The sequence below is a fragment of the Armatimonadota bacterium genome, from assembly GCA_013359125.1.
Lineage (GTDB): Bacteria > Armatimonadota > Fimbriimonadia > Fimbriimonadales > GBS-DC > JABWCR01.
Genome location: JABWCR010000027.1, coordinates 1 through 25483 on the forward strand (window position 1 = coordinate 1; position 25483 = coordinate 25483).

Genomic DNA, 25483 nt, shown 5'->3' on the forward strand with positions numbered 1-25483 from the left:
ATTGATCCTTAAACTCATCCGACCACCGCCTCGGCGTCTCGCCAACCCTGGCGATTGTGCCAGAAACGATTATCGGAAACCCCGCAAAAATCTGGAGCGAAGACGCCAAGGAACGCGGCTAACGGAAGGCACGAATCTCTAGCGCGAAGCGCTCAGTTTCGACTATGCGTTAGTCAACCGTCGGACGAAGCCGACCGCATCCCGCGCTGAACCTTCATGACCGAAACCGTCTTCGGGCGAAAGGCATCCCGCAGCGCTTCCAAGGCGAGTTCGGGTTTGACCAACTCGCTGCAGAAGAAAAGATCGACCGCCGCATAGCCTCGTTCGGGCCAGGTGTGCACGGTGTAGTGCGACTCCTCGATCACCACAACCCCAGAGACGCCATAGGGCTGAAACTCGTGGAAAAAGTGGCTCACGATGCTCGCTCCGGACGCCCTCGCCGCCTCGACCAAAGCGCGCTCTACGTTATCGACGCGCTCCAGGCTCTGCGGGTCGCAGTCGTAAAGTTCGACCAATAGATGCGTGCCCAAGCATTGGGCCGCATCCTGCTGTATAGAAGCGGGGTTGACCTCGAAGCAAAACGAATCCTGCGCCAATGCGTCTTGGCGAGGCTCGATAACGCCCGCAGGCGGGTTCCCCAGCATACCAACCCGATCCATTCACTCCTCCTTACGGACATCGGTCCGCATTCTGTGGCAGCGATGCTGCAGAATGTGCCTGAGCAGGCGGATCAGCTCCATGCGCAGGCTTCAGAGGCGATTTGGGTTTGTTCGCGCGGTCAGTTCGGTATGCTGCTCGCTCAAAGGGCGCCCCAGTGTCTGGGGCAAAGCGCCGTGTGGCTGTAGTCCCACCGGTTGCAAAGCCTCTCGATTTACTGCTTTGCAGGCCGATTGGACCGCGACATGACGCCCGTCTCGCCTCCCCTTGCTTTCCATCCGCGGCCGCCTGTGAGACAGGCAGGTCGATGCGAAAGGCCGCCAAGTATACCACAAGTTGGAGTTGAGGTCAAGCGAAGGGAAGGAAGAAGAGCTTCTACGGCGAACAGTTGCCGTCAATGGGCATTCTGGACCAAGTGAGCCGTGTGATCAAGGAAGCTAGCGAGCATCAAGGGTTCCATGAGTTCTCCGAGGCTGACACATGCGAGCAGATCATTCTTCCCCTCATGGAAATCGCCGGATATAGCCGCCGGCAGCGGAGAGCCCAAGTTTCCATCCCTGGGAGCGGGTATATCGATTACGTTATTGATGCGGATGGCGAGCCGATCGTCGTTGAAGCCAAGCGGTGCAGCGCCGTTTTGCAAGACAGGGATGTGATCCAGGCCTTGAACTATGCGAATGCCAACGGAGGTCGTTGGGCGATCCTGACGAATGGCACAGAATGGAGGCTGTACGACAACGCAATACAGGGCGCCGCACCAAGGAAGCAGGTTTGGTTAGTAAAGACGGAGGAGGATCTGGCAGAGCTGATATCGGCGTTAGGGCCAAGTTCCGTAGTCTCGGGAGGCTTGGAGCGGATTGTCGAGGGCAAACGGCTAGCCATTTGGCTGAAAGAGCAACTCTGCAACGCAGAGAGCGAGGTGATTGCCGCAGTAGTTAAGGTCGCAAATTCTAACGGTTTCAAGAAAGTAAAGGCAAACGACATTGTGGCAGTCCTTTCGAACGCGAAGATGCTTCCGCCTCTACCCTTGCCGCCCCCGCCCCCGCTAACAGACGATCGAAAACTATCTGCCATTGAGCAATGGGGTCGTCAGCTTGTTCGCACAAAGCCAAGATTGCTTGTGTGCGGCGCGGAAACGGTATCGACGGGCCCACACTGGGCATCCTTGCTATACGGCGCTATCAAGTGGCTCGATAACATTGGTCGGTTGCCCGCGCCGCCTCTCCCATTGAACGACGGTCGATACATTTACGCGACGGACCCGAATCATCCGACCGGAAAGGGATTCACCGCACCCTCCACGACTCCAGTGGCGACAGCACATGGCCCAATCTACATTGAATACGATTGGTCGGCAGAGAGAATTTGCCGTTGCCTTCATCGCTTGTTCGGCGCCGCTGGCTACGACCTCGATATGGTCGCGATCGAATTTATCAAACTAACTTAACACCCCGACCCAAATGCAGCCAGCACGAGCGCCAGATCGGCGTCGTCCACGATCCCGTCGTCGTTCAAATCTTCTGGCAAATTGAGCCCTGTAGCGCCGAAGGCCGCCAAGATCAGCGCCAGGTCGGAGTCGTCTGCGCAATGGTCCCCGTTCGCGTCGCCGACCCGCATCGCGATCAATCGAACGTCGGTCGCCCCATAGCGAACCCGGAGAACAATGTCGCCCGACTGGACAGCACCGACAATTCGTGAAAACGGCCCCTGTCGCGATGCGAACGTCGCAATCTGGAACTCGTCGCCGATCTCTGGTTCAAACCCGTCCAACAGCGCGATCTCGAGCCCGCCCGCCAATATCGCCTGGCCCGTAACTTCAAGAACGTCGTGCTCTGTGCCGGATTGGAGACCGGCGATTTCGATCACAAGGTCTGCCGCTTCGCCCAGTTCAAAATCGCCCTCGATAGTCAGCCTCCCTGGCGATTGCCCGGGGGATACCTTTCCGCCCGACATATTAAGCCTTGCCGCTTTGACCTTGGAGCCTTCTATGATGCCGCCGTTGATCGAAGTAGGCAGATTGAAGTGGATGAGGCCGCCTGGTCCCACTCTCAGAATGCCAATGTTCATCGAAAAGGACTGTGCAAATCGGATAGTTCCTGCCTCGGCGCTGATCGTGCCAGAGTTGGAGGACGGGACGTTGAACACGAACTCGCTGTTCGGGCCAACTTGCTTGCGGACCGTTCCTATGTTCAGAAAGTCGCTAGCGCCCGATCCGGTCAGCGAAATATTTGCCGTTTGATTGCCGATATCCATTGTGCCGGCAGAACCATTGATGAATCGGGCATCGTTCGTCATTTGGACCGATCCGTTGTCCCAGATCATGAAGCCTCGGTTCTCCAAGGTTCTTGTTGAGAGAGATTTGACTGCCGGGTTATCGATCAGGGACTCTCCTGAAAGGACAAGCCTATCAGTTACAAATGTGGAAGCCAGTGTGCCGCCCGACCATCGAAAGTTTGTAAACTCGTTCACGCCCACCCCTCGTTGCGAGCCTCCTGCCAGATGCACAAGAACAGGCACCGGAGACCCGCTAAAGAGCCGAAACAAACCGTTGGTGATGCGCAATGTTCCCGACCCGCTAAATTGGGCGCTGGTCAGGCCGTCTAGCTCGCCCATGCCCACTTCGAGAACTCCTTCGATGTTGATGGGGGCCTGAGCGATCAGTTTCCCGTCAATCTGAAGCTTTCCTTGGTTCACATTGATCGCTCCCTGATCATGGGACAAGGTTGCCGCGCCGCTGATCTCGGTCGTCGTGGGGGTGTTATGATTGATCGTACCGAAGTTGAGCAGTCGGTTGTTTTGCCCGCTGACGCTCAGCAGGTCGCGCGACACGGTGGTGAGGATGTTCAGCGTTCCAAAGTTCTCCCATGTTGCGCCGCCCGACAGCGTGGGGTAACCGTCGTTCCAGCTAGTCGTGCCGCGCGTTATCAGTTTCGTGCTAGAGATCGCCTTGAACAATGGCCCGTTGAGGTTGAGGGCGCCGAGGACCTCGCACTCGCCAGGCCCCTTCATCAATCCGTCGATCCAATTGAGTTCATTTTCGATCGTCAGGTTCTCTAGATTGTCAACCGTAGCGTTGCTGCCGTTTAGGCGAAGTTTGCTCATCCTGACGCCAAAGCCTGCAGTTTCGAGGGCGCCCGCGCTTTCGATGCTCACAAAGCCCTCGCCACGAAACTCGCTATCGACGCCGGCGACCAGCGTTCCTGACGGCACGACAATGGATGCGCCGCTGGCGATGTTAGTCGTCGAGTTTCTAAATGTGTGAAATGCAGTTTGGAGCGAGAGCGAGCCGCTGTTTAGGTTCAAATCGCCCAACTGCTGGAGGGAAGCGTTGAGCAGGAAGGAAACCGCGGCGCCGTTGGTCAGATTGAGTTCGCCTTCGTTGATCAGCAGTCCCAGGCCGGAGAAGTTCGTATTGGTCTGGAAGTTGATCGTGCCGGTTTCGTTGACGATTGCGCCGCCGCCGCTGGAGAACGAGACGGTTTTCTGGCTTCCAGTTGCGTTGACCGTTCCGAAGTTTTTCCACCGACCGTTGCCGCTCAGTCCGATCGAACTGCTCGTCCAGTCGGTCGTGCCGTTAGTGATCAGCTCGCTGTGGTCGGTGATTTGGGTTGGGGACGTGGTCATCGCCATTTGTCCTTCGGACAGAACAGAGGCCCGACTTCTTAGAGTCGCCCCTTGATTCTCGAAGTTTGATGATACGACGATACTGCCCGGTCCTTCCAGAAAACTGAAGCGATCGACCAACAGCCGACCGATCGTGAGCGTGCCGGATTCTGATTTAGCCGTTCCAACCAACTGAACGGCCATCAAACCGCCGCCCGATACGGCAGTCGTACCCGAGAACCGATAGGGTGTCTCCGTGATCCTCAGCGTTGCTCCGTTCGCAATCTTGACATCGCCTTGACTGAGGCCGCCGCCGCGAAGTTCAAGCGCGCCGGTCCCCACGTCGATGGCGCCGCTTGGATGGTTGTTGAAAACGACCGATGAGAAAACCCTTGAATTGCCTGTCCCGCCGCTCTTCTTAAAGACGCCGTGGTTTTCGATAGTTCCGCCGCCCGGCGCGTTCATGAAGTCGTTGTTGCCCGACATCAAGAACTCGCCACGGTTGATGAGCAGGCCTTGCTGCTCCAAGAAGATCGCTCCGTTCTCCCATTTTCCTTTGCCAGAGATTTCGAGTTCGGCCGCGACGACGTTCTTAACTCCAACGCTCGACAGCAGAAGGTCGTCCACTTTGAATTTGCCACTAGTCAGACTGCCGTTCTGCAACTCGAATTTGCCAATGTTCAGAAGTCCGATCAGATCGATGTATCCATTGGTTTTCTTTAGGTTTTGAACGGACATGGGCGAGCCGGTGTTCATTCGAATGGGCGCAACGAAATGGTACAGCCCGTTACCGCCCAACGCCGCGCCGGATACGAAGTTCACCGTTTCTATGCCTTGAAAGATCGTCGATGATCCTTCGCTCGTCTGAATGGGGCCGGCAATATTGCCTCCGTTGTCTATTCGGATCGAGCCTGTTCTAATCATCATCGAACCGCTCAGGTCGACCTGTGGTTTGACGATCATCTGGCCAACGTCCTGTTGCTTGATGAATTGGTCCTTGATCGACCATCTATTGCCGAAACCTGATATGAGCACGTCCGGACTGTGCGAGATCGTAATTTTGCCTTCGTTAGTCAAGACAGAACCGGAGTATAGCGAAAGGTTGCCTGACGACCAAGATAGGTCGCCTTCGATGGTCAGTTCGCCATGAAGTCCAAGCGTTCCTTCGAAAGTAGCGCCCCCAGCGACGGTAGCCCCCAAGGGCACATGGAGATTTGAACTCTGACCTGAGGAGCCCCACTTCAGATCTCCATCTACTTGAAGGCCGCCGCCGACGGTAAACTCGCCTCTGAACAGTTCGAAGTTGTTGAGCCCGGCGGAGCCGCTGACTTCGAAGGGAAGACCGCCTCCTGTCAGCAGACCGGTTGAGGAGAGTCCGGCTATTAAAACGGCAACTTGTCCGAATTGCACGGTGTAATCTTCAAGGTCGACCGTATCGCTTTCTCCGGGCAACGGCGGGCAGCCTGCCGTCGATTCGCCCGTGCTGAAGTTGTTCTTAAACGGACCGGTGCCATCGCGGCAACAGGCGTTCCAGCGATTATCGGACCCGCAATCGCCGTCCCACGAGAGGCTGAGCGTAGATCGGGCGATAGCGGAGCCCACATGCCATGCCGATAGAAGCGACGCAACGATCAGGCAAAAGCCGATCTTACGGTTCATTTTTTGTTTTCCTTGCTCGTTTGTTTTTGCCTTACGAATAGACGATAGATTATAACTCGCATTTTGGATTGGCGCATAGGCCGAATGGGGGATTTGAGCGCAGCGAATGCTCGTCCTCAGCGCCGATTCGGGTACCCTATTCGCCACAGAAAAAGGAGGTACCCACATGAGCGATCAAACGCAAGAACCAGAAATGACCACAAAACCCATGAAGGAGCACGAGTGGCTTCAAAACCTCGTCGGCGAATGGCGAACCGAAGGAACCATGCAAATGGGCCCCGACCAGCCGCCGGTCAAGGGCGCGGGATGGGAGGTTACCAAGATGTTCGGTCCGCTCTGGGCGCTGGCTGAGGGCCAATCCGAGATGCCCAACGGCGCAACGATGAACTACAAGCACTTTCTCGGCTGGGACGTCTCCTTCAAAGAGTACCGAGGCGCTTGGATGGCCGACGTTTCGAGCCACCTTTGGAAGCAGGTTGGCGAATTGAGCGCGGACGGGCGCACGATGACCCTCGACTGCGTCGGACCCCACATGGAAAAGGACGGCGAGACGGCCAACTATCGCGATGTGATCGAACTGATCGACAAGGACCACCGAGTTATGACCTCGCACGGCCAAGACGAGAACGGCAATTGGTTCGAGTTCATGAGAGTCGATTTCTACAGAACCGGCTAATCGTCGTATAATATTGGGCATGACGAGATGCATTTTCGCCTTGCTCTTTGCTGTCTCGGTCGCTTCGGCTCAACCGGACTTCTATTGGGCAAAACGCTTGGTCGGTCAGATGGCTTTGGGAGACGATGTGCTCGTTGGCGTTGCCTGCGACCGATGGGGCAACGTCTTTATCACCGGCTACAGCCCCCAAGACCAGTTCTACAATGACATCTGGACCATAAAGTACGATGCCGCGGGCAATCAGGTCTGGTCGCGCAAGTTCGACGGTCCGGCCAGTCGAGACGATCGTGCGACCGCCATCTCGGTCGATCCGCAAGGCAACTGTTACGTCGTCGGATATGCCTCGTCGCAAAGCCAAGGCTTCGACTACGTTACTCTGAAGTACTCGCCTTCGGGCGATCTGCTATGGGCGCGGTACTACAACGGCTTTAGCGTCGGCCACGATCAGGCTTATGCCGTTGTAGCCGATCCGGACGGGGGCTGTTTTGTTACAGGCGATGCCTGGGGCGGACTGAACAACGTCGATTGCGTTACGCTTCGATACGACCCGAATGGGAGCGAGGTCTGGGCGTCTCGGTACCATGGGCTTGGCGACCTGGACGATCACGGAACGGCCATCTGTTTGGACGGCGCTGGCAATCTCATTGTAGCGGGCAACAGTTTTGAGGGTCAAGAACAAGGGCCCAACTACCTAACGATCAAGTACAACCGTCATACCGGCGGCCAGCTTTGGTCGCGGACGTACAATGGCGTTGGCTCTGGAGCCGATTGGGCCTATGCGGTCTGCGTCGATCCGGATGACAATGCGATCGTAACCGGCCGCTCGTGGGGCGGCGTCGGCTCGGCCTACGATGCGGCAACCGTCAAGTATGCGGGCCTTGATGGCGAGGCATTGTGGTCGTACAGCCACGGGTCTGACAATAACAGTTCGGACCAAGGGAACCGGATCGCCGCGGACGCGGACGGAAACGTATTCGTTGTAGGCTCGACTCCGGCCGTTTTCCAGGGTCTCAATTGGCTTGTGATCAAACTGTCGTCCACAGGCGACCACCAGTGGACGCGCACTCACTTCGGCCCATCGATTTTCACAGACGATGCGATGGGCCTGCACGTTAACTCGGACGGCAGCGTCATTGTGGGCGGCTATGTCTACTCCAATTCCGATCTGCGAGAGGATTTCGTTGCCGTCCAGTACGGGTCGGTCGGCTCGGTCGATTGGACCGTATCTTACGATTCGGGCGATCAAGAGGACAAGACGGTTGGAATGGTCGTTTCGCCTCAAGGCTACATCTATCTGGTCGGCACGAGCCGAAGCTCTACGACGGGCAGGGACTATCTGTTAGTCCGATACAAGAGGGGCCTTCCGGCAGACGCGAACGGGGACTGCAACGTTGACGATGTTGATTTGGCCCTTGTGCTCGAAGCGTTTGGTCTGACGGGCGATCGACCAGAGGACATCGACCGCGACGGCATCGTTTCCGATTCAGACCTCGCCCTCGTGCTCGAGCAGTTCGGTCTGGGCTGTTAGCCCTTTATCCGCTTTCCGGTCGAACTGCCTTTGATCGTCAATTTCTCTCGGCCGTTCGTCGCCGTCATGTCGAACGTGATCTGGGTCAGCCAGCCGGTCGCGGCATCCAGATAGTAAAAGCCTTTCATCGACATGGTGGGCGGTCCGTCCGCGGGCGCCGCGCTATAGGCGATGTGGTGGACGCGCGCGCCATTGACGGTCTTCGCGCCTTGGTATTGGCAGATGAACCGGACTTTAGTGCCGCCGTTCACCAATTCGGTCGACCACCCATCGCCCGGCTTTACGGGCTTGTTAGGCAGCAGGCTTGTGGCAAAGGGATCGTCGTTGTAAGATCGTCCGCCGCCCGAGGCAAATTGCTTCAAATCCACTGCGCCTGCTTTAGGAACTACGAATCGAGAGTTTGAACCCGTGCCGCTGACCGTGCTCTTCTCGATAGTGGCTGCGCCCTTGGCGTCGACCTTGACGATCTTGGCGCGATGGACGATCGTGTTATTGACCGGCGCTTTGCCGGTTTGGCTCATTGTAACGGTCGAGCGATACTCCCAAGTCTCGCCGACGACGAACTTGCGAGGCAGCGAGACGGCCTTGTCGCTGGCAGGCTGCGCCCACAATCCAGACAGGGCGATCAGAAAGACGAATGTCGATCTCATTTGACTTTCTTTCCTACGCGCGAGGTGGCCAGTTCTCCCGATGGCTGGCCAGTAATCTTCAGCGTGCCTTCCGATTTGACTATCCAACCCGATTCGGCATCCAAGTGAACGACTTGCTTGGCTTCTAAGGTCATACCCTGCTCTTGGCCCTTCATGGTGCAGTCGACTTTGATAGTTCTCTTGCCGTCTACGCTATCGTATCCAAGAAACTTGCCCTTAACGCTCATTCCAGCGCCGGGTGTGACAGTCCACTCTTTACCTGCTCGCTGTCCATCGGTTGGCAACATCGTGCTGAGAAATGGATCGCCTGACTTTTGAAGCGATTCCTGAAAGTTTGCATAGGATCCGGTCTCGTTCGGACCAGACTTTGGAATGCGGTAGGTAACGGGCTCGTCGTTGTCGACTGGGATGGGCGTTCCGTTAGCAGACTGCGTCATCTTGACGCTCGATTCGATGATCGTTGCTTTGCCTTCATTGTCGATTCCCGCAACTTTGCATCGAGTTACTGCAAGGCCTTCAAAGCTCACGCCCGCTATCGGGCCCTTGACCGAAGCCGTGTACTCCCACACCTCTCCGTCCACAATTTTTCTAGGGATCTCGATTACGGGGAACATGGAGTTGTAACCGAACCAGCCTCCAGCGCCCAATACGGCCAAAGCCAAAAGGATCGCGGCAATCGCTTTCATCACGACCTCCTGTTTCGAGCATTATACCGATACGGGCAGGCGCTTCCGCCATGTTAGCCACAGCGCCGCGCCTACGATAACGCCGCCAATGTGCGCCAATGCCGATACAGACGAAAAGCCGCCGACCTGCATCCACGCTAACAGTCCCTGCAATCCCAGCCACAATGCCATCGCGCCCCAAGCGGGCATGGTGAAGTAGCGGAAGTAGAGGAAGTACCGGTACATCAGCCCAATTCGCGCGTTCGGAAACGATAGCGCATAGAACGCCATCACGCCCGATATGCCGCCGCTGGCGCCGACGCACGGAATGTTGCTGCGAGGTTCGGCAACCATGTGCAGCAAATCGCCGCCAACTGCCGCCAACGCGACCAGCCCTAGGAATTTTGTCGGACCGATCCGATCCTCCACGTTATCGCCGAACAGCCATAGAAAGTAGAGATTGCCCAAGAGATGAAGGATGCCCCCATGTAGAAAGAAACTGGAAACAAAGGTCAATCCGCCATCGCGAAAGGCCTGAGCCGGGATCAGCCCGAAACGCTCGATCATTCCGTTCAGATCGGTCAGAGCTAACAGGCTCAGGGCTGTCATTCCAATCAACAGCGAGTACGTAATATAAGGTCTTGTCTCAACTTCGGGAGCGGCGTGCTCCACCGGGAGGCCAAAAAACGCTGCGGCGGTCTTCCAATGTTCGTCGGGCAGATCGTCGTCCTTGTCCATCCTGCGGGCTTGTTCGGCAAGTTGATTCACCTTGAACATGGCCAGCGCTTCTTTGGCTTCTGGCGGCAATTCGTCGTCTGGCGCAGCGACCGGCGGCGGGGTTGGAGCCGACTCTAACTGTCCAGCCTCGAACCAGACACATTGGCAAGCGCTGCAGACCGAAGCGGCGTTGTCAGGTTGGGCGGTATCGATGGGGCCGCGCTTCATAGCCCGCCGACAGTGCGGACAGGCGCCGCCCGAGCCGTAGCCGCCGAACTGCGAATTGCGCCAGACGGTCGTTACGAACTCGGGCGCGGCCGCTTTGCGAAGAATGGCCATCGAAACCAGAATGCCCTTGCACTGGCCGCAAGCATGGTACTGGCCGAATGCGTTGGCCATGCGGACAAGGCTCAATCCACAGTTGGGGCAGCGGCTCATTTCGAGTACCGATTCGTACCTGATTTTGTGCTACATATTATCAAAAAGCCGCTTTTTGAGCCAAGACGCCGGCTGCCAGCGCAAAGTCAAAAAAGAGCCGGTCTTGATCAACGGTACGGCCCATGGAGGCGAGGTTCGGTAACGATTTTCTAAGCAATTGCAGGGCTGGCTCGATCTCGACTTCGGCGATTTCATGCCGATCAAACTCAGCCAACATGGCCGCCTTGCCCTCAGGCGCGGCAATAGCGCACTGGACGAAGACCGCTTGCTGAAGGATCGTGCGCGAATGGTGGCTGACGCCTTGATGTCTTGGGCGCTGGTCGGCTTCGCTCGCTCGAATGCAGGCGATCGGGCGACCTCCCAAAGCATGAGCCGCATGAAGCGCCTCGACCTGGGAGAGACCTGAAAAGCCCCACTTGTGCCCCGTGCCTGCGCTGCCCGGCCCAGGCGAAACAATGACGACCTCCGCTCCGAGAAGATGCTTGGCTATCAGAAGCGCAGAGTGAAGGGAAGCCGCTTCATAGTCGCCACCGAACGCTTGGCCAGAGGTAACCGTGCCACAAACCCATCCCAACGATCGCAGTTGGGGCATTAAGCGGCTTATACAGGCGGGCAAGGCGGCCGAATCGTTGATTACCCAAGCCGTTCGTTTAGACAGGGCGCCCGCCGCGACCGCCGCCGCTTGGCTGTGCAGTTCGCATGCCACAACCGGAACGCCCTCTATATTCGCATCTTCTGGAAGTTCCAATTCGCCCGCCCGAAAGGCCTTTTGAAAGGGCGAGTAACGCATTTTGACCAGCGCTTCTTCGTGCGGCATGGAATCGCCTTGAGACGAGGCGCCCGACCGCCAGACCACAAAATCGTAGCCGCCCGTGCCCAAATCGAGCTCGACCGCCGTTGTGTTCAATACAACCTCTTCGCCGCTCTCAACGCGGCCCATCAGATCGATGTAGTTAATGACCTGACGCCCAAGGCCGTCTGCCAGGACTTCGATCTCTTGGGCGCCTGGACGTTCAGACAGAACCTGGCGGACAATCCCCCGTGCGAATCGGATCACAGCCCGACCTCTTGCCTCAGCGCTCTCAGTTCGCTTGGCAAGAGCGCTCGACTCTCGCCGATAGCCAGACGCGCCAATCGCAGAGGGCCGATTCTCGTTCGATGCAGTTCGGCCACGTGGCAGCCGACAGCCTTGAACATGCGCCGTATCAGCCTCTTGCGGCCTTCCTTGACGGTAACTTCAACAACCGAACGGCCCTTTTCCGCTTCTATCATCTCGATCTTGCAAGGCTGAGTAACCCCGTCCTCTAACTCCACGCCTTTGGTCAATCGCTTCAGGATCTCTGCATTCAGCCGCCCATTCACCACGGCTCGATAGGTCTTCTCGACGCCATAGGAAGGGTGCGTCAGGCGTAAGGCTAATTTGCCGTCATTGGTAAACAGCAGGAGGCCCGTCGTATCTTTATCCAAGCGCCCAACGGGAACCAGGCCGACTGGAACCAATTCGCCGACCGTTTTCGATGCGTGGGGGTCCTTAACGGTGGTCACATAGCCCTTTGGTTTGTTAAGAATCACATAGGCAAACTTCGACTTTTCTCCTGCTGGGGCACCCTCGACTTCAACCCGATCCTTGCCTTCGATAACCGATTGGCCGAGCGTTGCTGTAATGCCGTTGACTGTTACCCGGCCAGCCTTGATCAACTCTTCGCAGGCGCGTCTCGAACCATAGCCGCGGGCGGCCAAAAACTTCTGCAATCGAACCCCTTCCATCGGCTCCATTATGACGGGTATACTCGCCAATACGACGGGAGGAACCTCAAAAGTGAAGCGACATACAGTAGCAATCCTGGCGGTTTTCGTGCTTGCCCTCGCTTTTGCGCAAGACAAAGTCGTCATGAAGTTTACGGGTCAAAAGGACCAAGCGATGACCTATCGCGCCAACGTCGAAATATCGATGGAGGCCGCGGGCCAGAAAGTTACCATAGAGATAAATACCACCACTAAAGACAAGATAATCGACGTGGCCGAGAACGGCAACGTTACTCGCGAAGAGACCACCGAGACCTACGAGATGACGGTCAACGGCGAGAAGGCGCCCACGCCCGACGAGGCCCTTAAGACCAAATACACGACGGTCGTCAAGCCCAACGGCGAGTTGGTTTCGACCAAAGTCGAAGGCGCCGACGAGCCAGAAGATCAGGCCGAGCTTCGCAAACGATTCGGCCAAGCTCAGCGCATCGTCTTCTCCACAAATCCCGTGGGCGTTGGCGATAAGTGGTCCCATACCTTTGTTGAGGACAAGACGATCGGCACTTTGCCAGGTCGCGCGGACTACGAAGTCCTAGCGTTCGAGACGATCAAAGGCATCGAGTGCGTCAAGATTAAGCATTCCTATACCGAGACGGCGACCTCTACCAAGTTGACCGCCGAGGGCGAGCTTTACCTTGAGAAGGCTTCCGGCGATATGGTCAAGGCCGAGTACAAGGTGGACGGACTTCCTTTCGGGCCCGACGAGATGGGGATTACCGCCTCTGGCAAGATCACCAGCGAGCGGCAGTCGGGCAGCCCTGTCGGCGCCACGACGGTAGCGGGCGAGCCGGAAAAGAAGAAGGAAAAGACCATCGAAGAGGTTACCAAGGACTTTACGAAGACCGACGGCCTCTTCACTATGTATCACAAGAAAGACGCCGGCAAGGACACGATCTATTGGGAGATCAAGGAAGAGCAGCTCGATCGCCTGCTGTTTATGCAAGCGACGGCGGCCACAGGCATTGGCGGCATCATGTCCGCGGCGGGCGACCCGATCATGGATATGGTCTTCAAGTTTGTTCGGCGAGACGAGCAAGTGCTCTTGGTTGTTCCTAACATCAGCTTCAAGGCGGACGATGGCACCCCGATCGCTCGGGCGCTCCGACGCTCGATCGCAGACGCCTATTTAGAAGCCTTCAAAGTCGAGGCGAAGAGCGAAGAGCGCAAGAGCGTGCTGATCAATGTCAGCGACCTTTTCCGCGGCGACATCGCTCGGGTAACTCAAAAGGCGGGCATGTCGGGCGGGCAAGCAACGATCGACCGAGAGAAGACCGCCTACAGCGCGATCAAGATGTTCGAGGACAACTTCTATATCCAGACCGCTTACAGCTTCAATCGAAGCCAGGGTGGCGGGGGCGGCATGGCGGCCATCCTTGGAATGATGGGCGGATCGCCGGCCTTGGCCGATCCCAGGAACTTCACATACACGGTCAACTACAATCTGATGGCGCTGCCTATGGACGGCTATCGTCCCAGAATGGCCGACCCGCGAGTGGGCTACTTCACCACCGAGGTTACCAACTGGAACGAGATGAAAGAGGATATGACCGACCGGTACATCCTGCGCTGGCGATTGGAGAAGTCCGACCCGAGCGCAAACCTTTCGAAGCCCAAGAAGCCGATCGTCTTTTGGCTGGACAACGCGATCCCGGTCGAGTTCCGAGACGCCATTCGAAAGGGTCTGCTGGTGTGGAACAAAGCGTTTGAGAAAGTTGGTTTCCAAGACGCTGTCGTTGTCGAGCAAATGCCCGACGATGCGGATTGGGATCATGCCGACATGTCGCGCAACGTCATTCGATGGGTAACCTCGCCGGGATCGGCCTATGCGGTCGCTTGGTTCCGACCTAATCCGTTAACGGGCGAAATCCTGAACGCGGGCATCACCTTTGATGCGAATATGGCGCTCTCTGTGAAAATGGAGTTCGAGAGCGTCGTCGATCCCGTTGCGATCTTTGCCGAAAAGTCGGAGCACGACGCCAGCCACCTGATCTGCACGCTGGGGCAAGAGAAGCTTTACAATGCGGCTCTCGGCCTGATGTCGCTGGAGATGATCGCTGGGGAGAACGCGACCAAGATCACCAAGTCCAAGTTTATCGAGGACTTTTTGATGGAGACCGCAGCGCACGAGATGGGGCATATCCTAGGACTGCGCCATAACTTCATCGCCAGTTCGATGCACAGCACAGACGACCTTGCAAACGGCGAGCTTCTAAAGGAGAAGGGCGTTACCGCCTCCGTGATGGAGTACGCGCCTTTTAACAACGTCGCCTTGCGCAGCCCCAACAGCCAATACTGGACGACCACCGTCGGTCCCTACGACATCCATGCCATCGAATATGGCTACAAGCACGTCTCCGCGGCAGACGCAGCGGGCGAGAAGCCCGCTCTGAACATCGTAGCAGCCCGATACAATCAGCCCGGCCTTGCTTACCAAAGCGACGAGATCGCCGACCGCTGGGATCCGATGGTAACGCGGTTCGACCTGGGTCGCGACCCGATGGCCTACTGGATCATGCGCATGGAAGACTCGGGCAAACTGTTGCAGGAACTCCCGCGCCGATACCCCGAGCGCGGCGAGAGCTACTGGCAGTTCACTCGCCGCTTCAACATGGTGATGGGGATGCACGCACAGTCGGCCAGCCAGCTGACCCGGTTCATCGGCGGCGTCAACATCAGCGGCAACCACAAAGGCGATCCGGGCGAGAAGCCTGCGCTTCGACCGGTGCCCGTTGCCGCCCAGAAAAGAGCGCTGGCCATGATTCGGCAAAACGTTCTGGCCAAGGACGCCTATAGCTTCACTCGCGCCTACTATTCGATGCTGGCGCTGGATCCCTGGGCTGGCGGCAATCCGCCAAACCTGATGGACAGCATCGGTAACGTACAGTTGGGAGTCCTGAACCGATTGATGAACCCAGGGATGCTGAATCGGTTGATCAACCAGGAGTTCCAAAGCCCTGGAGCGGCGCTGACGGTCAAAGAGCTCTTTGACGAGGTCTATGCGGCGGTCTGGGAGGAACTTCCTGCCGGCGCGACCGTAACGCCGTTGCGCCGCAACCTTCAGCGGACGCACTTGCAAGCGCTGATCGATATGGCGATTCAGCCCAATCATGCGGCGCCGGCGGACGCCAAGATGCTGGCGCGCAGTCAGTTGCGCCGGCTTAACGTCCAACTGAAGGGTGCGACGGGCAAGGCGCAGGATGCGGTGAGCCAGGTTCACTTTGCCGATCTGGCCGAACTGTCCACCAAGGCGCTGAACGCTCAGATCGTGATCGGTCAGCAGACGCCCGCGCCTAGAACGCCGAGCCTGTTGGAACTTCTGGGCATAGGCAAGCAGTAAGTCGGCTCGCGGGACGCTCGCCCTCCCGGCCCGCCCCCCACACCCGCCGTTCGGAACGCCAGGCTTCCGCCTGGCCCGTCCGATCCGATGCCTTTCGCTCCCCTCCCTAAACTCGCCAGAGTTTGGGGAGGGGATACAGGGTAGGGGCACAATCGCCCGAGATAGACCGATGTTCGCCATTGAGACAGATTGGGCGCCTGCCAAACCGCCGGGCTCCCTCCCGGCCCGTTCTTTCGGCTCGCGGGGACGCTCGCCCTCCCGGCCCGCCCCCCACACCCGCCGTTCGGAACGCCAGGCTTCCGCCTGGCCCGTTTTTTCGGCTCGCGGGGATGCTCGCCCTCCCGTTCTTTCGGCTCGCGAGACGCTCGCCCTCCCGTTCTTTCGGCTCGCGGGGACGCTCGCCCTCCGGTCCGATCCCCACACCCGTCGTTCGGAACGCCAGGCTTTCGCCTGGCCTGCCGCCCGGAAGGGCGGCGCTCCGTCTTTCGGCTCGCGGGGACGCTCGCCCTCCCGGTCCGATCCGATGCCTTTCGCTCCCCTCCCTAAACTCGCCAGAGTTTGGGGAGGGGATACAGGGGACGATCTTAGCATCGATACTGTTTAGTCTGACTGTTTAGAGAGCCGAACAGAGCACGTACGGCGGCATCGGGAAACGAACCCGGTTTGGCTTGCGAGAAGCCTCCACACCAAACGGCGGGTGTGGAGGCATAAAATGTTTCAATGCTCTCTAAACGAGCCTAGGTTGCAACTTTTTGGCGACCTTCGAGCGAGCATGACCGTACTTGCTCGAACCTCATATCCAGTAGAGGCTGACGGGACGCGAGTCTGCCGCCGGCGCTTCTTCCTCTTCGGCCGCCTCTTTCCATGCCTCAATGAAGGCTTTGGCCATTGCGGTGGGCGGCCGGTCCCAGTCGGCGTCTTTCAGCGCTTCAATCATCCGCTTGGAGATTTTAGGGTCGACCAGGTCGGGCAGGTTCTCCAGCGCTTTGAGTTTTCCAGCTGCGGCCTTGAGCGCCAGTTCGCACGGTCGTCGTATCCAAAGGCGCGGCGTTCTTGGCCGTCCGGGTCGACGACGATCAGCGAAGGCATGTGAGCGCCATCCGTCCACAGCCGATGGCGGCTTCCTTTCCCGCGCCCAAGGCATGGGCCCATTTGAGGATGGGCCAGAGGGTGTCGAACTCGCCTTGATAGATGGCCCAGCCCGTTTGGCCGACGATGCGGGGCGGTCGATTCTTGAGGCGGTTTTTGTCCTGATGTCTTTGCTAAGATACGGTTTTGGCGCCGACCTCTAGTAGGACGGCGCGCTGATCGGCGGTGCGGTCGTAATCGACCTGGCTCAAAAGCCCTTGGCCGTACAAGTAGTCCAGGTGTCGGACCAGGCGCGTTCGGACGCCTTTCCATACCGACTCGAAGCTTGGAGGCGATGCGCTCGGCTCGTCGGAAACAAACGGGGTTAGGAAGTCGATTCGAACGACGGACGGCGCTGGGCTGCGGCAGGGTTCGGCTTCTTCGGCTTGGGCGTCGATGAACTGATAGCTGCCTTGGGGATGGCCGCCGACTCCGTTGACCCCGGCCAAGGCGGTTGCCGCGATGACGGCGTCCTTCATGGCGCAGGCATCGCCGATGAGGGTCGCTTCCCACTCGATCGGATCGCCGCTGCGGAGAAACGGGCAAGAGATTGCGGGCGGCTCCATGAGCAGGGGCGGCGGACGGTTGTCGGGCCGTTGGAACAGGGTGTGAAACAGGAGCTTGTCGGGCGTCGGGTCGGATCGATAGAGTTCGCGACCGAGGGCCGAATGGAGCGCTGCAGGCAGCCAGTAGGAGCCGTCTGCGCTAACAGCCCTGATCGGACTTAGAATCTGCGCCTTGAATCGCAGGTTGAGCGCGGTCAGCGTTTCATCGGTTTGGACGTTGTTCATGGGCGTTTTCGGAGATTGTGAAGGTCTGGAACTTGGCAAGGGACGATGAAGGCCTTCTTGCGGCGCCGAGCCGGGCCTCGGTCGTTTCGTGCAGCGGCACATAGGTCTCGCCGGTTTTTTGGTAGACAACGACCGTGCAAACGTTGCGCAGCAGGGCTGGAACGATGGGGGCATAGGCGACCATGCCGGCAAAGAAGTAGTGAACGGCGCGCGTGGGGCCTTGGCCGATCTCTCGCACGCCTTCGATCAGGTCGTCCACGATTTTTTCTGCGACGGTTGGGTCGGCTAATATTGCATCGTCGGGCGGACGGTAGTAGTATACGGAGCGCGCGCCGGGTATGTGCTGTTGGGCGTAGGATAGAACGTCTTGCAGGGGATCGTTTGTCCCTCCGATCCAGACGCAGATGACGGTCGATTGGGAGCGGGCGTGCAGCTTTAGCCGTTTCAGGCGTTCCTTTCTGTCCCAACAGCGTTTGACCTTGACGACGATGAAAGTTAATACGGCTCCCGCGCCTCCCGTTACGAGGCCCGGCCAATCGATCAGGTCTTGCAGCTTCATGGCTATCGCTCCTGTCTGGCTTTGTCTCGGACGGCTTGAAGATTGATAATCTCGGCCAGTTGGAACACGGGAGGGGTCGAATCGGGCACGGGCTTTAGTCGGACGATGGAGGGGAAGTAGCCCATGCGTCCGTTCAGCTCGGCCAGGGTTACGGCTGCGATGACGTGAAGAGTCGGCAGGCTGACGAGGATGGGCAGGGTTTGCCATTCTGTACCGCTGAGCCCCGCGGAATCGACCAAGGCTTTGGCCTGTGCGGCGAAGGGCTGGTCGGGGTCGAACTGGGCTTTGATTTCTGTCTCGCGTTCTATCGAGGCGCTACAGCTCTGTTCGATAGCCACGCGCTGTTCGGGGGTCAACGGATGGCCGAAGTTAATGAGGATCATATCGCCATTGGTTCGGCATTGAGGGAAAAGAATCCTTTGCTAAGTTAGTCCGTTCTACCTCTCAAGGCGCCAGTGCGTTTGCCAGACCACCAAATCTGGTATACTCGCGCTCGATGAAAGCCGCGGTGGTCTTTCCCGGGCAGGGGGCGCAGCGTCCTGGAATGGGGCGCGATTTTTACGACCAAAGCCCCGCCGCGCGAGAGGTTTTCGAGACCGCCTCGCGCCTTTCTGGCCGATCCTTTGCCCAGCTTTGTTTCGAATCGGACGAGGAGACGCTCCGGAACACCGAGAACGCCCAGCCGGCGCTGCTCACCGTGGGCTATGCCGGTTGGCGAGCGCTCAAGGAGGCCGTTCCCGATTTTCTGCCTGCCTACTTTGCCGGCCACAGCATGGGCGAATACACGGCGCTCGCAGCTTCCGAAACGCTGACCTTCGAAGAGACTTTCCATTGGATCGATATCCGCGCGAGGGCGATGAAGGAATCGGGATTTCGGCATCCCGGCTCCATGGTCGCCATTCTTGGTCTGGACGCCGAGACGGCTCAGGCCGCTTGCGACGCCGCGCAGGCCGCAACGGGCGAGATCGTGGCCATTGCCAACTTCAACTGCCCTGGTCAGTTGGTCATATCGGGACAGCCTAAAGCCGTGGAGGCCGCTGTCGAAGAGTGCAAGGCGCGCGGCGCCAAGCGAGCCATTCCTTTGGCCGTGGCCGGCCCGTTCCATTCGCCCATGATGCAAGAAGCCGCCGACCAGATGTACGGCGCTTACGAGCAGGCCAATTTCAAGGCTGGCATCGCGCCGGTCGTGGCTAACGTAACCGCCCGCCCGGTAACCGACCCTGGCCAGTGGAGACAGATCATGGCCTCCCAGGTCGCGCAACCCGTAAGATGGCAAGAGAGCATCGAGTGGATGACAGCGAACGGCGTGGATACCTTCATCGAGATCGGCGTCGGCGATGTGCTGACAGGCCTCATCAAGCGCATCGCGCCCGATGCGACCATGCTTAAAGCGACCGATGGACCTTCTCTTGCTGCCACTATCGAGGCGATCCGAGCATGAGCGACCGCGTCGCAATTGTAACCGGAGCGGGGAGAGGAATCGGCAGAGCGATCGCCCATGCTCTGTCGAATCAGGGATGCAAGGTCGCCTGCGTCAGCCGGTCCGAATCGACGTCCTCTGCCGTAGTCAGAGAACTTCAGTCTGAAGCGCTCCCGTTCGCCCTCGATGTCGCCGATTCGCAGGCCGTCGATCAGATGGTCGCCGCCGTGATGGAGCGATGGGGGCGGATCGATTATCTCGTCAACAACGCCGGCATCACACGGGATACGCTCATCTTGCGCATGAAGGACGAAGATTGGGACGACACGCTGGACACGAATCTAAAGGGCGCCTTTAACTGCGCTCGTGCGGTCATTAGACATATGATCAAGCAGCGCGAGGGTCGGATCGTCAACATAACGTCGATAGCCGGTATTCGGGGCAACGCCGGTCAATGCAACTATGCCGCGTCCAAAGCGGGGCTGATCGGCCTGACGCAATCGATCGCGCTGGAGATCGGCTCGCGAGGCGTAACCTGCAATGCGGTGGCGCCGGGATTTATCGATACGGAGATGACGGAGGGTCTGTCGCAGGAATTGAAGGAGGTCGCGTTGAAACGAATACCGCTGGGCAGGATGGGGCAGGTCGCGGATGTGGCCCATGCGGTACTATTCTTGCTCAGTCCGGAAGCAAGCTACATCACCGGCCAGACGCTGGTAGTGGACGGCGGTCTGACGGTAGGCATATAACAAAAGCAAGGAGGTCGGACGACAAATGGATCAAGCGATTCTGGAGAAAGTACAGAAAGTGGTGGCGAACCAGTTGGGTCTGAAACCCGAGCAGGTAACGCCCGAATCGACGTTTAACGAGGACCTGGGCGCCGATTCGCTCGAGGTCGTCGAGTTGATCATGGAGTTCGAGAGCGAGTTTGGCGTCTCCATCCCAGACGAGGATGCCGAGCGCATTCGCACCGTCGCCGACGCCTGCCGATACATCGAGGAAAAGGCCGGCACGACGGTCTGAGATGGGCGAGCGCCGCGCGGTCGTAACCGGATTCGGTCTGATCACGCCGCTCGGCGTCGGAATCGATCCGTTTTGGCACGGACTCTTGGAGGGCCGTCGCGTCATACGCCCGATCACGCATTTTGACGCGTCGGCCCTCTCTTGTCGCATCGCTGGAGAGGTGCCCGACTTCGACCCCGAGCAGTTTATGGAGAAGAAGGAGGCGCGGCGATTGGATCGCGTCATTCAATTCGCCGTTGCCGCCAGCGGCATGGCTTTGAAGCACTCTGGCTATCAAATTACCGATCGCACGTCAGAACGCACTGGCGTATTGATCGGGTCCGGCATTGGCGGCCTGGGCACGCTGGAAACGCAGCATCGAATCATGATCGATCGCGGCCCCGACCGGGTCAGCCCGTTTCTAGCCGCCATGATGATTGCCGATATGCCGTCTGGCATGACCTCGATCACCTACGGCATCAAGGGTCCCAATCTCTGCGTTGTAACCGCTTGCGCCACAGGAACGAACAGTTTAGGCGAGGCCGCGAGGATGATCGAGCGGGGCGATGTGGACGCGATGTTGGCGGGAGGCGCGGAGGCTGTCATCGTGCCGATTGCGGTTGCCGCGTTTGCCGCTGCTCGCGCTCTTTCGCAGAATAACGACGACCCCAAGGGCGCCAGTCGACCGTTCGACGCCAAGCGCGACGGATTCGTGATGGGCGAGGGCGCCGCCGTGCTGATGTTAGAGGAGAAGGCGATCGCCCAAGCGCGAGGAGCGACCATCTACGGCGAGATCGTCGGCTATGCATCGACCTCGGACGCGCACCACATCACCGCGCCCGAGCCGGAAGCGAACGGAGCCATCCGTTGTATGAACCTTGCGTTAAAGGACGCCGGAATGGCGCCGACCGACGTGGGCTACATCAACGCGCACGGCACTAGCACCCAATTGAACGACGCCGCCGAAACCCGAGCCATCAAGCAGGTTTTTGGCGATCAGGCGTACAAAGTCCCGATCAGCTCGATCAAATCGATCACCGGACACATGTTGGGCGCTGCCGGGGCGGTCGAGGCCGTCGCTTGTCTTTTGGCCATGCGCGACAGCGTCATCCCGCCCACCGTCAACTACACAACGCCGGATCCCAACTGCGATCTGGACTACGTGCCGAACCGGCCGCGACAGGCAAACGTATCGGTTTCTCTCTCCAATTCCTTCGGATTTGGCGGCCACAACGCATGCATCGTGCTGGAAAAGACGGCATAGGGAACCAAAAGCCGATGTATACTCTTTCTAAGTAGCATGAGAACGCTTCGACTCGCCCAGGCCTACACCATCTATGGTACCGGCATGCCTAAGGAAGCCCAAATCGGCGATCTTTTCATATCGCCGGGAGGGTATTGGCCTCAAGTCATTCGAAAGGCCGTGCCGAACGCCTACATCGGACATTACATCTTTGGGTTCGAATCGATCCGAATGCCCTTCGGCCAAGGCGACCATTATCACGATTACTACCCCTATGCCCAGACGCGAGCCGCACGGCCGGATTGGTATCTGCACGCGCCGAACGGCCGCGATCTGATCAGGAAGTGGGGCACAAGATGGGTCGAATATTCGATGGATTATGGGAATCCAGAATGCCGCGACCACGTGATCCATCGCCTGCGAGACGATCTGGCAGGCCGCGGGCGCACGCTGGGATACCCGAACTTCGTCTTCATCGATAACCTGTCCAAACCGCTCAATTGGACGTCGATTCAATACCCGGCAGCCACCAGTCGTGCGAACTTGACCCGAGAATGGTTGGCTCAAGCCCGCAGCGCTGTCCGATCGGTTCGGAACACAGAGATGTACGCAAACATCTTCCAGGGCGGCGCTGTGTACGATTCCGCGCTGAACGAGTTGGACGGCTATATGCTGGAGGGTTTTGTTTTTAGCGCCTATCAAGACGCGAATGATCCGTTCCCCGGCTACTTGGCGCCCAACTTGGTCGATTGGCAATTAGAGACGGTCAGCAATCCGTCTCGCGGCAAGGCGATTTTAATAACCCGGCATTCGTACCGCAAAGACCTCTACTACTATACAATGGCCGCGGTTTATCTGGTTGCCAATCCCCATGTCTATGCCTGCCTTTGGGACGACCGCCAGCGGCCGGTCATCGACAATGAGCTTTTTCTCGATTTCGGCCAGGCCATCGACCCGGTCGCGGTTCGCACATCCGGTCTTTGGATGCGCCGCTATGCCAACGCATTGGTTTTGCTCAATCCATATCCGACAACCGCTGTCATCGCTGCCGACCGTCGGTATCGAAGTTGGAACAACGAGTATATCGCGCAGGGGTCGCCGATCAAACTCCCGCCTCGGTCGGGGATGCTCTACTGGGCTGAGTAGACCTATCAGGTTACCAGGTAGAATCTGGTTGCGATGGCGGTTAGCGTTCGGCTCTTTGGCCCCTATGCTCAGGCGGTTGGGTCGCACCATTCGATCGACCTTGCAGATTGTTCGGTCGAGGCGCTATTCGAGCATCTGGCAAAAGATTCGTCCCTGCTTCAGGCAAGCAAGTCGTCTTGTCGGCCTGCGGTCAACCACAAATTTGTAGATTGGGATCATGTTGTAGCAGACGGCGACGAGGTGGCGTTCATCCCGCCGGTGAGCGGTGGATGAGCAAGGCGATCATTACCCGCGAAGCGATCGATGCGACGGTGCTTTGTCGCCTGGTCGCCCGTCCTGAGCATGGCGCGGTCGCGCTGTTTCTAGGCGTAACGCGCAACCATTCGCGAGGACGCTCGGTCTCCCGTCTTGAGTACGAAGCCTACGAAGAGATGGCCATCAAGCAGATCGAAAATCTGATTGAAGAATCCGAGCACCGGTGGCCCGTTGTCTCGGCGATCGCCCATCGCTTGGGCGAAGTGCCTTTGGGCGAGACCTCGGTCGCCATCGCGGCAGGTTCGGCGCACCGGGCAGACGCATTCGAGGCTGCGCGATGGCTGATCGATGCGCTCAAGCAAGACGTTCCCATTTGGAAGCGAGAATTTACCGACGACGGCGCCTATTGGATCGAAGGGGACGCGGCCGTCTTTGAGGGAAGATAGCCGATGACGGGCGGACTGTACGACGTAACGATCATCGGCGCCGGGCCGGTCGGGCTTTTTGGGGCGTTTTATGCCGGGCTGCGGGGCATGAAGACAAAGATCATCGACAGCCTGAGCGAGCCGGGCGGACAGTTGGCAGCGCTCTATCCGGACAAATATATCTATGACATGCCCGGCTTTCCCGAAGTGTTGGCTCGCGACCTGGCTCGGGCCATGGAGCGTCAGGCCAGCCGATTTCGACCCACGATTATCCTTGAAGAGCGCGCAGAAACGCTGACTCGCGAGGGCGACGCGTGGTGCATTGGGACGTCTGCCGGGCGAGAGCATCTAACAAAGACCTTGATAATAAGCGCGGGCGCGGGCGCGTTTACGCCTCGAAAAGTGGTCGCTGAGGGAATTGAAGATTTTGAAGGGCGCGGAGTTTACTATGGTGTCAAGGACAAGAGCCTCTTTGAGGACAAGCGGCTCCTAATCGTCGGGGGAGGCGATTCGGCGGTCGATTGGGCCTTGATGCTCGAACCGCTCGCTTCGGAGATCACGCTCATCCATCGCCGAGACGAGTTTCGCGCCCACGAACAGAGCCTGGCCATCCTGAGGAACAGCCAGGTCAAGATGGTAACGCCGTTCGAACTAAAGGCTGTCGATGGCGACGGCGCGCTGCAGTATGCGACCATTTTCCACAACAAGACTCAAGAGGAGCGGCGCCTTGCCCTCGACGCCGTGATCATCAACGTCGGCTTTATGGCGACGCTTGGCCCTATCAAGCAGTGGGGGCTGGCGCTTCAAGGAAACTCGATCGTCGTGAGCGACCATATGCGCACCAATCTGGAGGGCGTCTATGCCGCAGGAGACGTTTGCACTTATCTTGGAAAGTTGAAACTGATCGCTACGGGCGTCGGCGAGATCTGCACGGCGGTCAACCACGCCAAACAGTACATCGACCCGGACGCGAAACTTTTTCCGGGCCATAGCTCGGATATGGATTTGCCCGCTTTATGATTGGGCTCGCAACCGCGCCAAAAAACTGGAGGAACCAATAGATGAAATGCGTGTTAGTCGCAATCGCAGCGTTTGCCATGCTGGGTGCCGACGATCAAGGCTTCAAGCCGATCTTCAATAGCCACGACCTAAAGCGCTGGAACGTGATGGGCGACAAGACCTGGAGCGTCGAAAAGGGCGAGTTGATTTGTAGCCCAGGCGGCAAGGGATGGCTGAGAACGGACGACCAGTACGGCGACTTTGCCCTGAGACTTGAGTACAAACTGGCAGAGGGCGCTCAGAGCGGCGTCTACTTTCGATGCCACGAGGCGTTCGACCCGGCGCTCACTGGGTTCAAGGTGCACCTAGTCGATGACGCCGGAGGCGACCGGACTCGAACCTCGACCGGGGCGATCAGTTCGCACGTTTTGCCCCTTGTCAGCGCGGCCAAGCCTGCCGGCCAATGGAATCAACTGGAGATCGTTGCTAAAGGAGTCCACATCAAGGTTACGATCAACGGCAAAGCGGCGCAGGACTTTCGAATCGATAACCGGGAACTGAGTCAAGGGTTGCCAAACGGGCGCCAGTTGTACGCCCGCGTCAGCTACGGCTACATAGGGTTGGAAAACGCAGGAGGCGAGGCGAGATTCCGGAACATTCGGCTTAAAAGACTGATCGATTGAAACAGAAAGGGCGCCGATAGGCGGTTGTCGAGTGCCGACGGGCCGAGCCCAATCTGGCGGTCGGCTCAAGCCCCGAGCAGAGCTCTCCTTTCGTCC

General features: G+C 58.4%; 25 protein-coding genes. 13 read left to right on the forward strand and 12 right to left on the reverse strand.

Features of this window, described 5'->3' with window-relative positions:
- Window positions 1-173 precede the first annotated feature (173 nt).
- On the reverse strand, window positions 174-644 hold the full coding sequence (gene speD / locus HUU60_11255) for an adenosylmethionine decarboxylase (protein ID NUL83282.1): 471 nt from the start codon (window positions 642-644) through the stop codon (window positions 174-176).
- Window positions 645-1054: 410 nt separating this feature from the next.
- Between speD and HUU60_11260 the strand changes: the two genes are divergently transcribed.
- Window positions 1055-2104, forward strand: coding sequence for a hypothetical protein (locus HUU60_11260; GenBank protein NUL83283.1), 1050 nt, complete (start codon window positions 1055-1057; stop codon window positions 2102-2104).
- On the opposite strand, the gene HUU60_11265 is transcribed toward HUU60_11260, so the two are convergent.
- A complete protein-coding gene (locus HUU60_11265) occupies window positions 2101-5919 on the reverse strand; it encodes a hypothetical protein (GenBank protein NUL83284.1) in 3819 nt (1272 codons plus the stop codon). The two genes, HUU60_11260 and HUU60_11265, sit on opposite strands and share 4 nt — an antisense overlap.
- A 166-nt stretch (window positions 5920-6085) precedes the next feature.
- On the opposite strand from HUU60_11265, the gene HUU60_11270 reads away from it, so the two are divergent.
- Together HUU60_11270 and HUU60_11275 are read left to right on the forward strand one after the other, a co-directional pair.
- Window positions 6086-6595, forward strand: coding sequence for a DUF1579 domain-containing protein (locus tag HUU60_11270; protein NUL83285.1), 510 nt, complete (start codon window positions 6086-6088; stop codon window positions 6593-6595).
- Between the two features lie 19 nt (window positions 6596-6614).
- Entirely contained in the window at window positions 6615-8123 is a 1509-nt protein-coding gene (locus tag HUU60_11275) for an SBBP repeat-containing protein (protein NUL83286.1), read from the forward strand.
- On the opposite strand, the gene HUU60_11280 is transcribed toward HUU60_11275, so the two are convergent.
- The 5 genes from HUU60_11280 to HUU60_11300 are packed head-to-tail and all read right to left on the reverse strand — an operon-like array spanning window position 8120 to window position 12369.
- On the reverse strand, window positions 8120-8773 hold the full coding sequence (locus HUU60_11280) for a hypothetical protein (GenBank protein NUL83287.1): 654 nt from the start codon (window positions 8771-8773) through the stop codon (window positions 8120-8122). The two genes, HUU60_11275 and HUU60_11280, sit on opposite strands and share 4 nt — an antisense overlap.
- Complete coding sequence (locus HUU60_11285; GenBank protein NUL83288.1) at window positions 8770-9459, reverse strand: hypothetical protein; 690 nt, start codon at window positions 9457-9459, stop codon at window positions 8770-8772. The genes HUU60_11280 and HUU60_11285 overlap by 4 nt, the downstream gene beginning before the upstream one ends.
- Window positions 9460-9480: 21 nt before the next feature.
- Window positions 9481-10593, reverse strand: a complete 1113-nt coding sequence (locus HUU60_11290; protein NUL83289.1) for a rhomboid family intramembrane serine protease — start codon at window positions 10591-10593, stop codon at window positions 9481-9483.
- Between the two features lie 40 nt (window positions 10594-10633).
- On the reverse strand, window positions 10634-11650 hold the full coding sequence (locus HUU60_11295; GenBank protein NUL83290.1) for a DUF3866 family protein: 1017 nt from the start codon (window positions 11648-11650) through the stop codon (window positions 10634-10636).
- Entirely contained in the window at window positions 11647-12369 is a 723-nt protein-coding gene (locus tag HUU60_11300; protein ID NUL83291.1) for an rRNA pseudouridine synthase, read from the reverse strand. Before HUU60_11300 ends, HUU60_11295 begins: the two co-directional genes overlap by 4 nt.
- 43 nt (window positions 12370-12412) lie before the next feature.
- On the opposite strand from HUU60_11300, the gene HUU60_11305 reads away from it, so the two are divergent.
- The gene (locus tag HUU60_11305; GenBank protein NUL83292.1) at window positions 12413-15736 is read left to right on the forward strand and encodes a zinc-dependent metalloprotease; all 3324 of its coding nucleotides are present in this window, start codon (window positions 12413-12415) and stop codon (window positions 15734-15736) included.
- 793 nt (window positions 15737-16529) lie between these two features.
- On the opposite strand, the gene HUU60_11310 is transcribed toward HUU60_11305, so the two are convergent.
- From HUU60_11310 to HUU60_11330, 5 genes are read right to left on the reverse strand one after another with little or no spacing between them, the layout of a single operon-like run.
- Window positions 16530-16844 carry a hypothetical protein gene (locus tag HUU60_11310; GenBank protein ID NUL83293.1) on the reverse strand — a complete coding sequence of 105 codons (315 nt, stop codon included), beginning with the start codon at window positions 16842-16844 and terminating at the stop codon, window positions 16530-16532.
- Window positions 16813-16953 (reverse strand): CRISPR system precrRNA processing endoribonuclease RAMP protein Cas6, encoded by a 141-nt coding sequence (cas6, locus tag HUU60_11315; GenBank protein NUL83294.1) that lies wholly within the window; start codon window positions 16951-16953, stop codon window positions 16813-16815. Before cas6 ends, HUU60_11310 begins: the two co-directional genes overlap by 32 nt.
- A gap of 45 nt (window positions 16954-16998) precedes the next feature.
- Window positions 16999-17655 carry a hypothetical protein gene (locus HUU60_11320; protein ID NUL83295.1) on the reverse strand — a complete coding sequence of 219 codons (657 nt, stop codon included), beginning with the start codon at window positions 17653-17655 and terminating at the stop codon, window positions 16999-17001.
- Window positions 17633-18214 carry a hypothetical protein gene (locus HUU60_11325; protein ID NUL83296.1) on the reverse strand — a complete coding sequence of 194 codons (582 nt, stop codon included), beginning with the start codon at window positions 18212-18214 and terminating at the stop codon, window positions 17633-17635. Before HUU60_11325 ends, HUU60_11320 begins: the two co-directional genes overlap by 23 nt.
- 2 nt (window positions 18215-18216) lie before the next feature.
- Window positions 18217-18597 carry a hypothetical protein gene (locus HUU60_11330; protein NUL83297.1) on the reverse strand — a complete coding sequence of 127 codons (381 nt, stop codon included), beginning with the start codon at window positions 18595-18597 and terminating at the stop codon, window positions 18217-18219.
- Between the two features lie 113 nt (window positions 18598-18710).
- On the opposite strand from HUU60_11330, the gene fabD reads away from it, so the two are divergent.
- From fabD to HUU60_11375, 9 genes are read left to right on the forward strand one after another with little or no spacing between them, the layout of a single operon-like run.
- Window positions 18711-19655, forward strand: a complete 945-nt coding sequence (fabD, locus tag HUU60_11335; protein NUL83298.1) for an ACP S-malonyltransferase — start codon at window positions 18711-18713, stop codon at window positions 19653-19655.
- On the forward strand, window positions 19652-20383 hold the full coding sequence (fabG, locus tag HUU60_11340) for a 3-oxoacyl-[acyl-carrier-protein] reductase (GenBank protein NUL83299.1): 732 nt from the start codon (window positions 19652-19654) through the stop codon (window positions 20381-20383). The genes fabD and fabG overlap by 4 nt, the downstream gene beginning before the upstream one ends.
- Before the next feature lie 25 nt (window positions 20384-20408).
- Window positions 20409-20657 (forward strand): acyl carrier protein, encoded by a 249-nt coding sequence (acpP, locus tag HUU60_11345; GenBank protein ID NUL83300.1) that lies wholly within the window; start codon window positions 20409-20411, stop codon window positions 20655-20657.
- Between the two features lies 1 nt (window position 20658).
- On the forward strand, window positions 20659-21900 hold the full coding sequence (fabF, locus tag HUU60_11350; GenBank protein NUL83301.1) for a beta-ketoacyl-ACP synthase II: 1242 nt from the start codon (window positions 20659-20661) through the stop codon (window positions 21898-21900).
- Window positions 21901-21936: 36 nt separating this feature from the next.
- Window positions 21937-23025, forward strand: a complete 1089-nt coding sequence (locus HUU60_11355) for a hypothetical protein (GenBank protein NUL83302.1) — start codon at window positions 21937-21939, stop codon at window positions 23023-23025.
- 33 nt (window positions 23026-23058) lie between these two features.
- Window positions 23059-23298: a MoaD/ThiS family protein gene (locus tag HUU60_11360; protein NUL83303.1), complete on the forward strand. Its 240-nt coding sequence runs from the start codon at window positions 23059-23061 to the stop codon at window positions 23296-23298.
- Window positions 23295-23726 carry a molybdenum cofactor biosynthesis protein MoaE gene (locus HUU60_11365; protein NUL83304.1) on the forward strand — a complete coding sequence of 144 codons (432 nt, stop codon included), beginning with the start codon at window positions 23295-23297 and terminating at the stop codon, window positions 23724-23726. The genes HUU60_11360 and HUU60_11365 overlap by 4 nt, the downstream gene beginning before the upstream one ends.
- Before the next feature lie 3 nt (window positions 23727-23729).
- Window positions 23730-24725 carry an NAD(P)/FAD-dependent oxidoreductase gene (locus HUU60_11370; GenBank protein ID NUL83305.1) on the forward strand — a complete coding sequence of 332 codons (996 nt, stop codon included), beginning with the start codon at window positions 23730-23732 and terminating at the stop codon, window positions 24723-24725.
- A 41-nt stretch (window positions 24726-24766) separates the two neighbouring features.
- Window positions 24767-25387: a DUF1080 domain-containing protein gene (locus HUU60_11375; GenBank protein NUL83306.1), complete on the forward strand. Its 621-nt coding sequence runs from the start codon at window positions 24767-24769 to the stop codon at window positions 25385-25387.
- The last annotated feature ends 96 nt before the right edge of the window (window positions 25388-25483 follow it).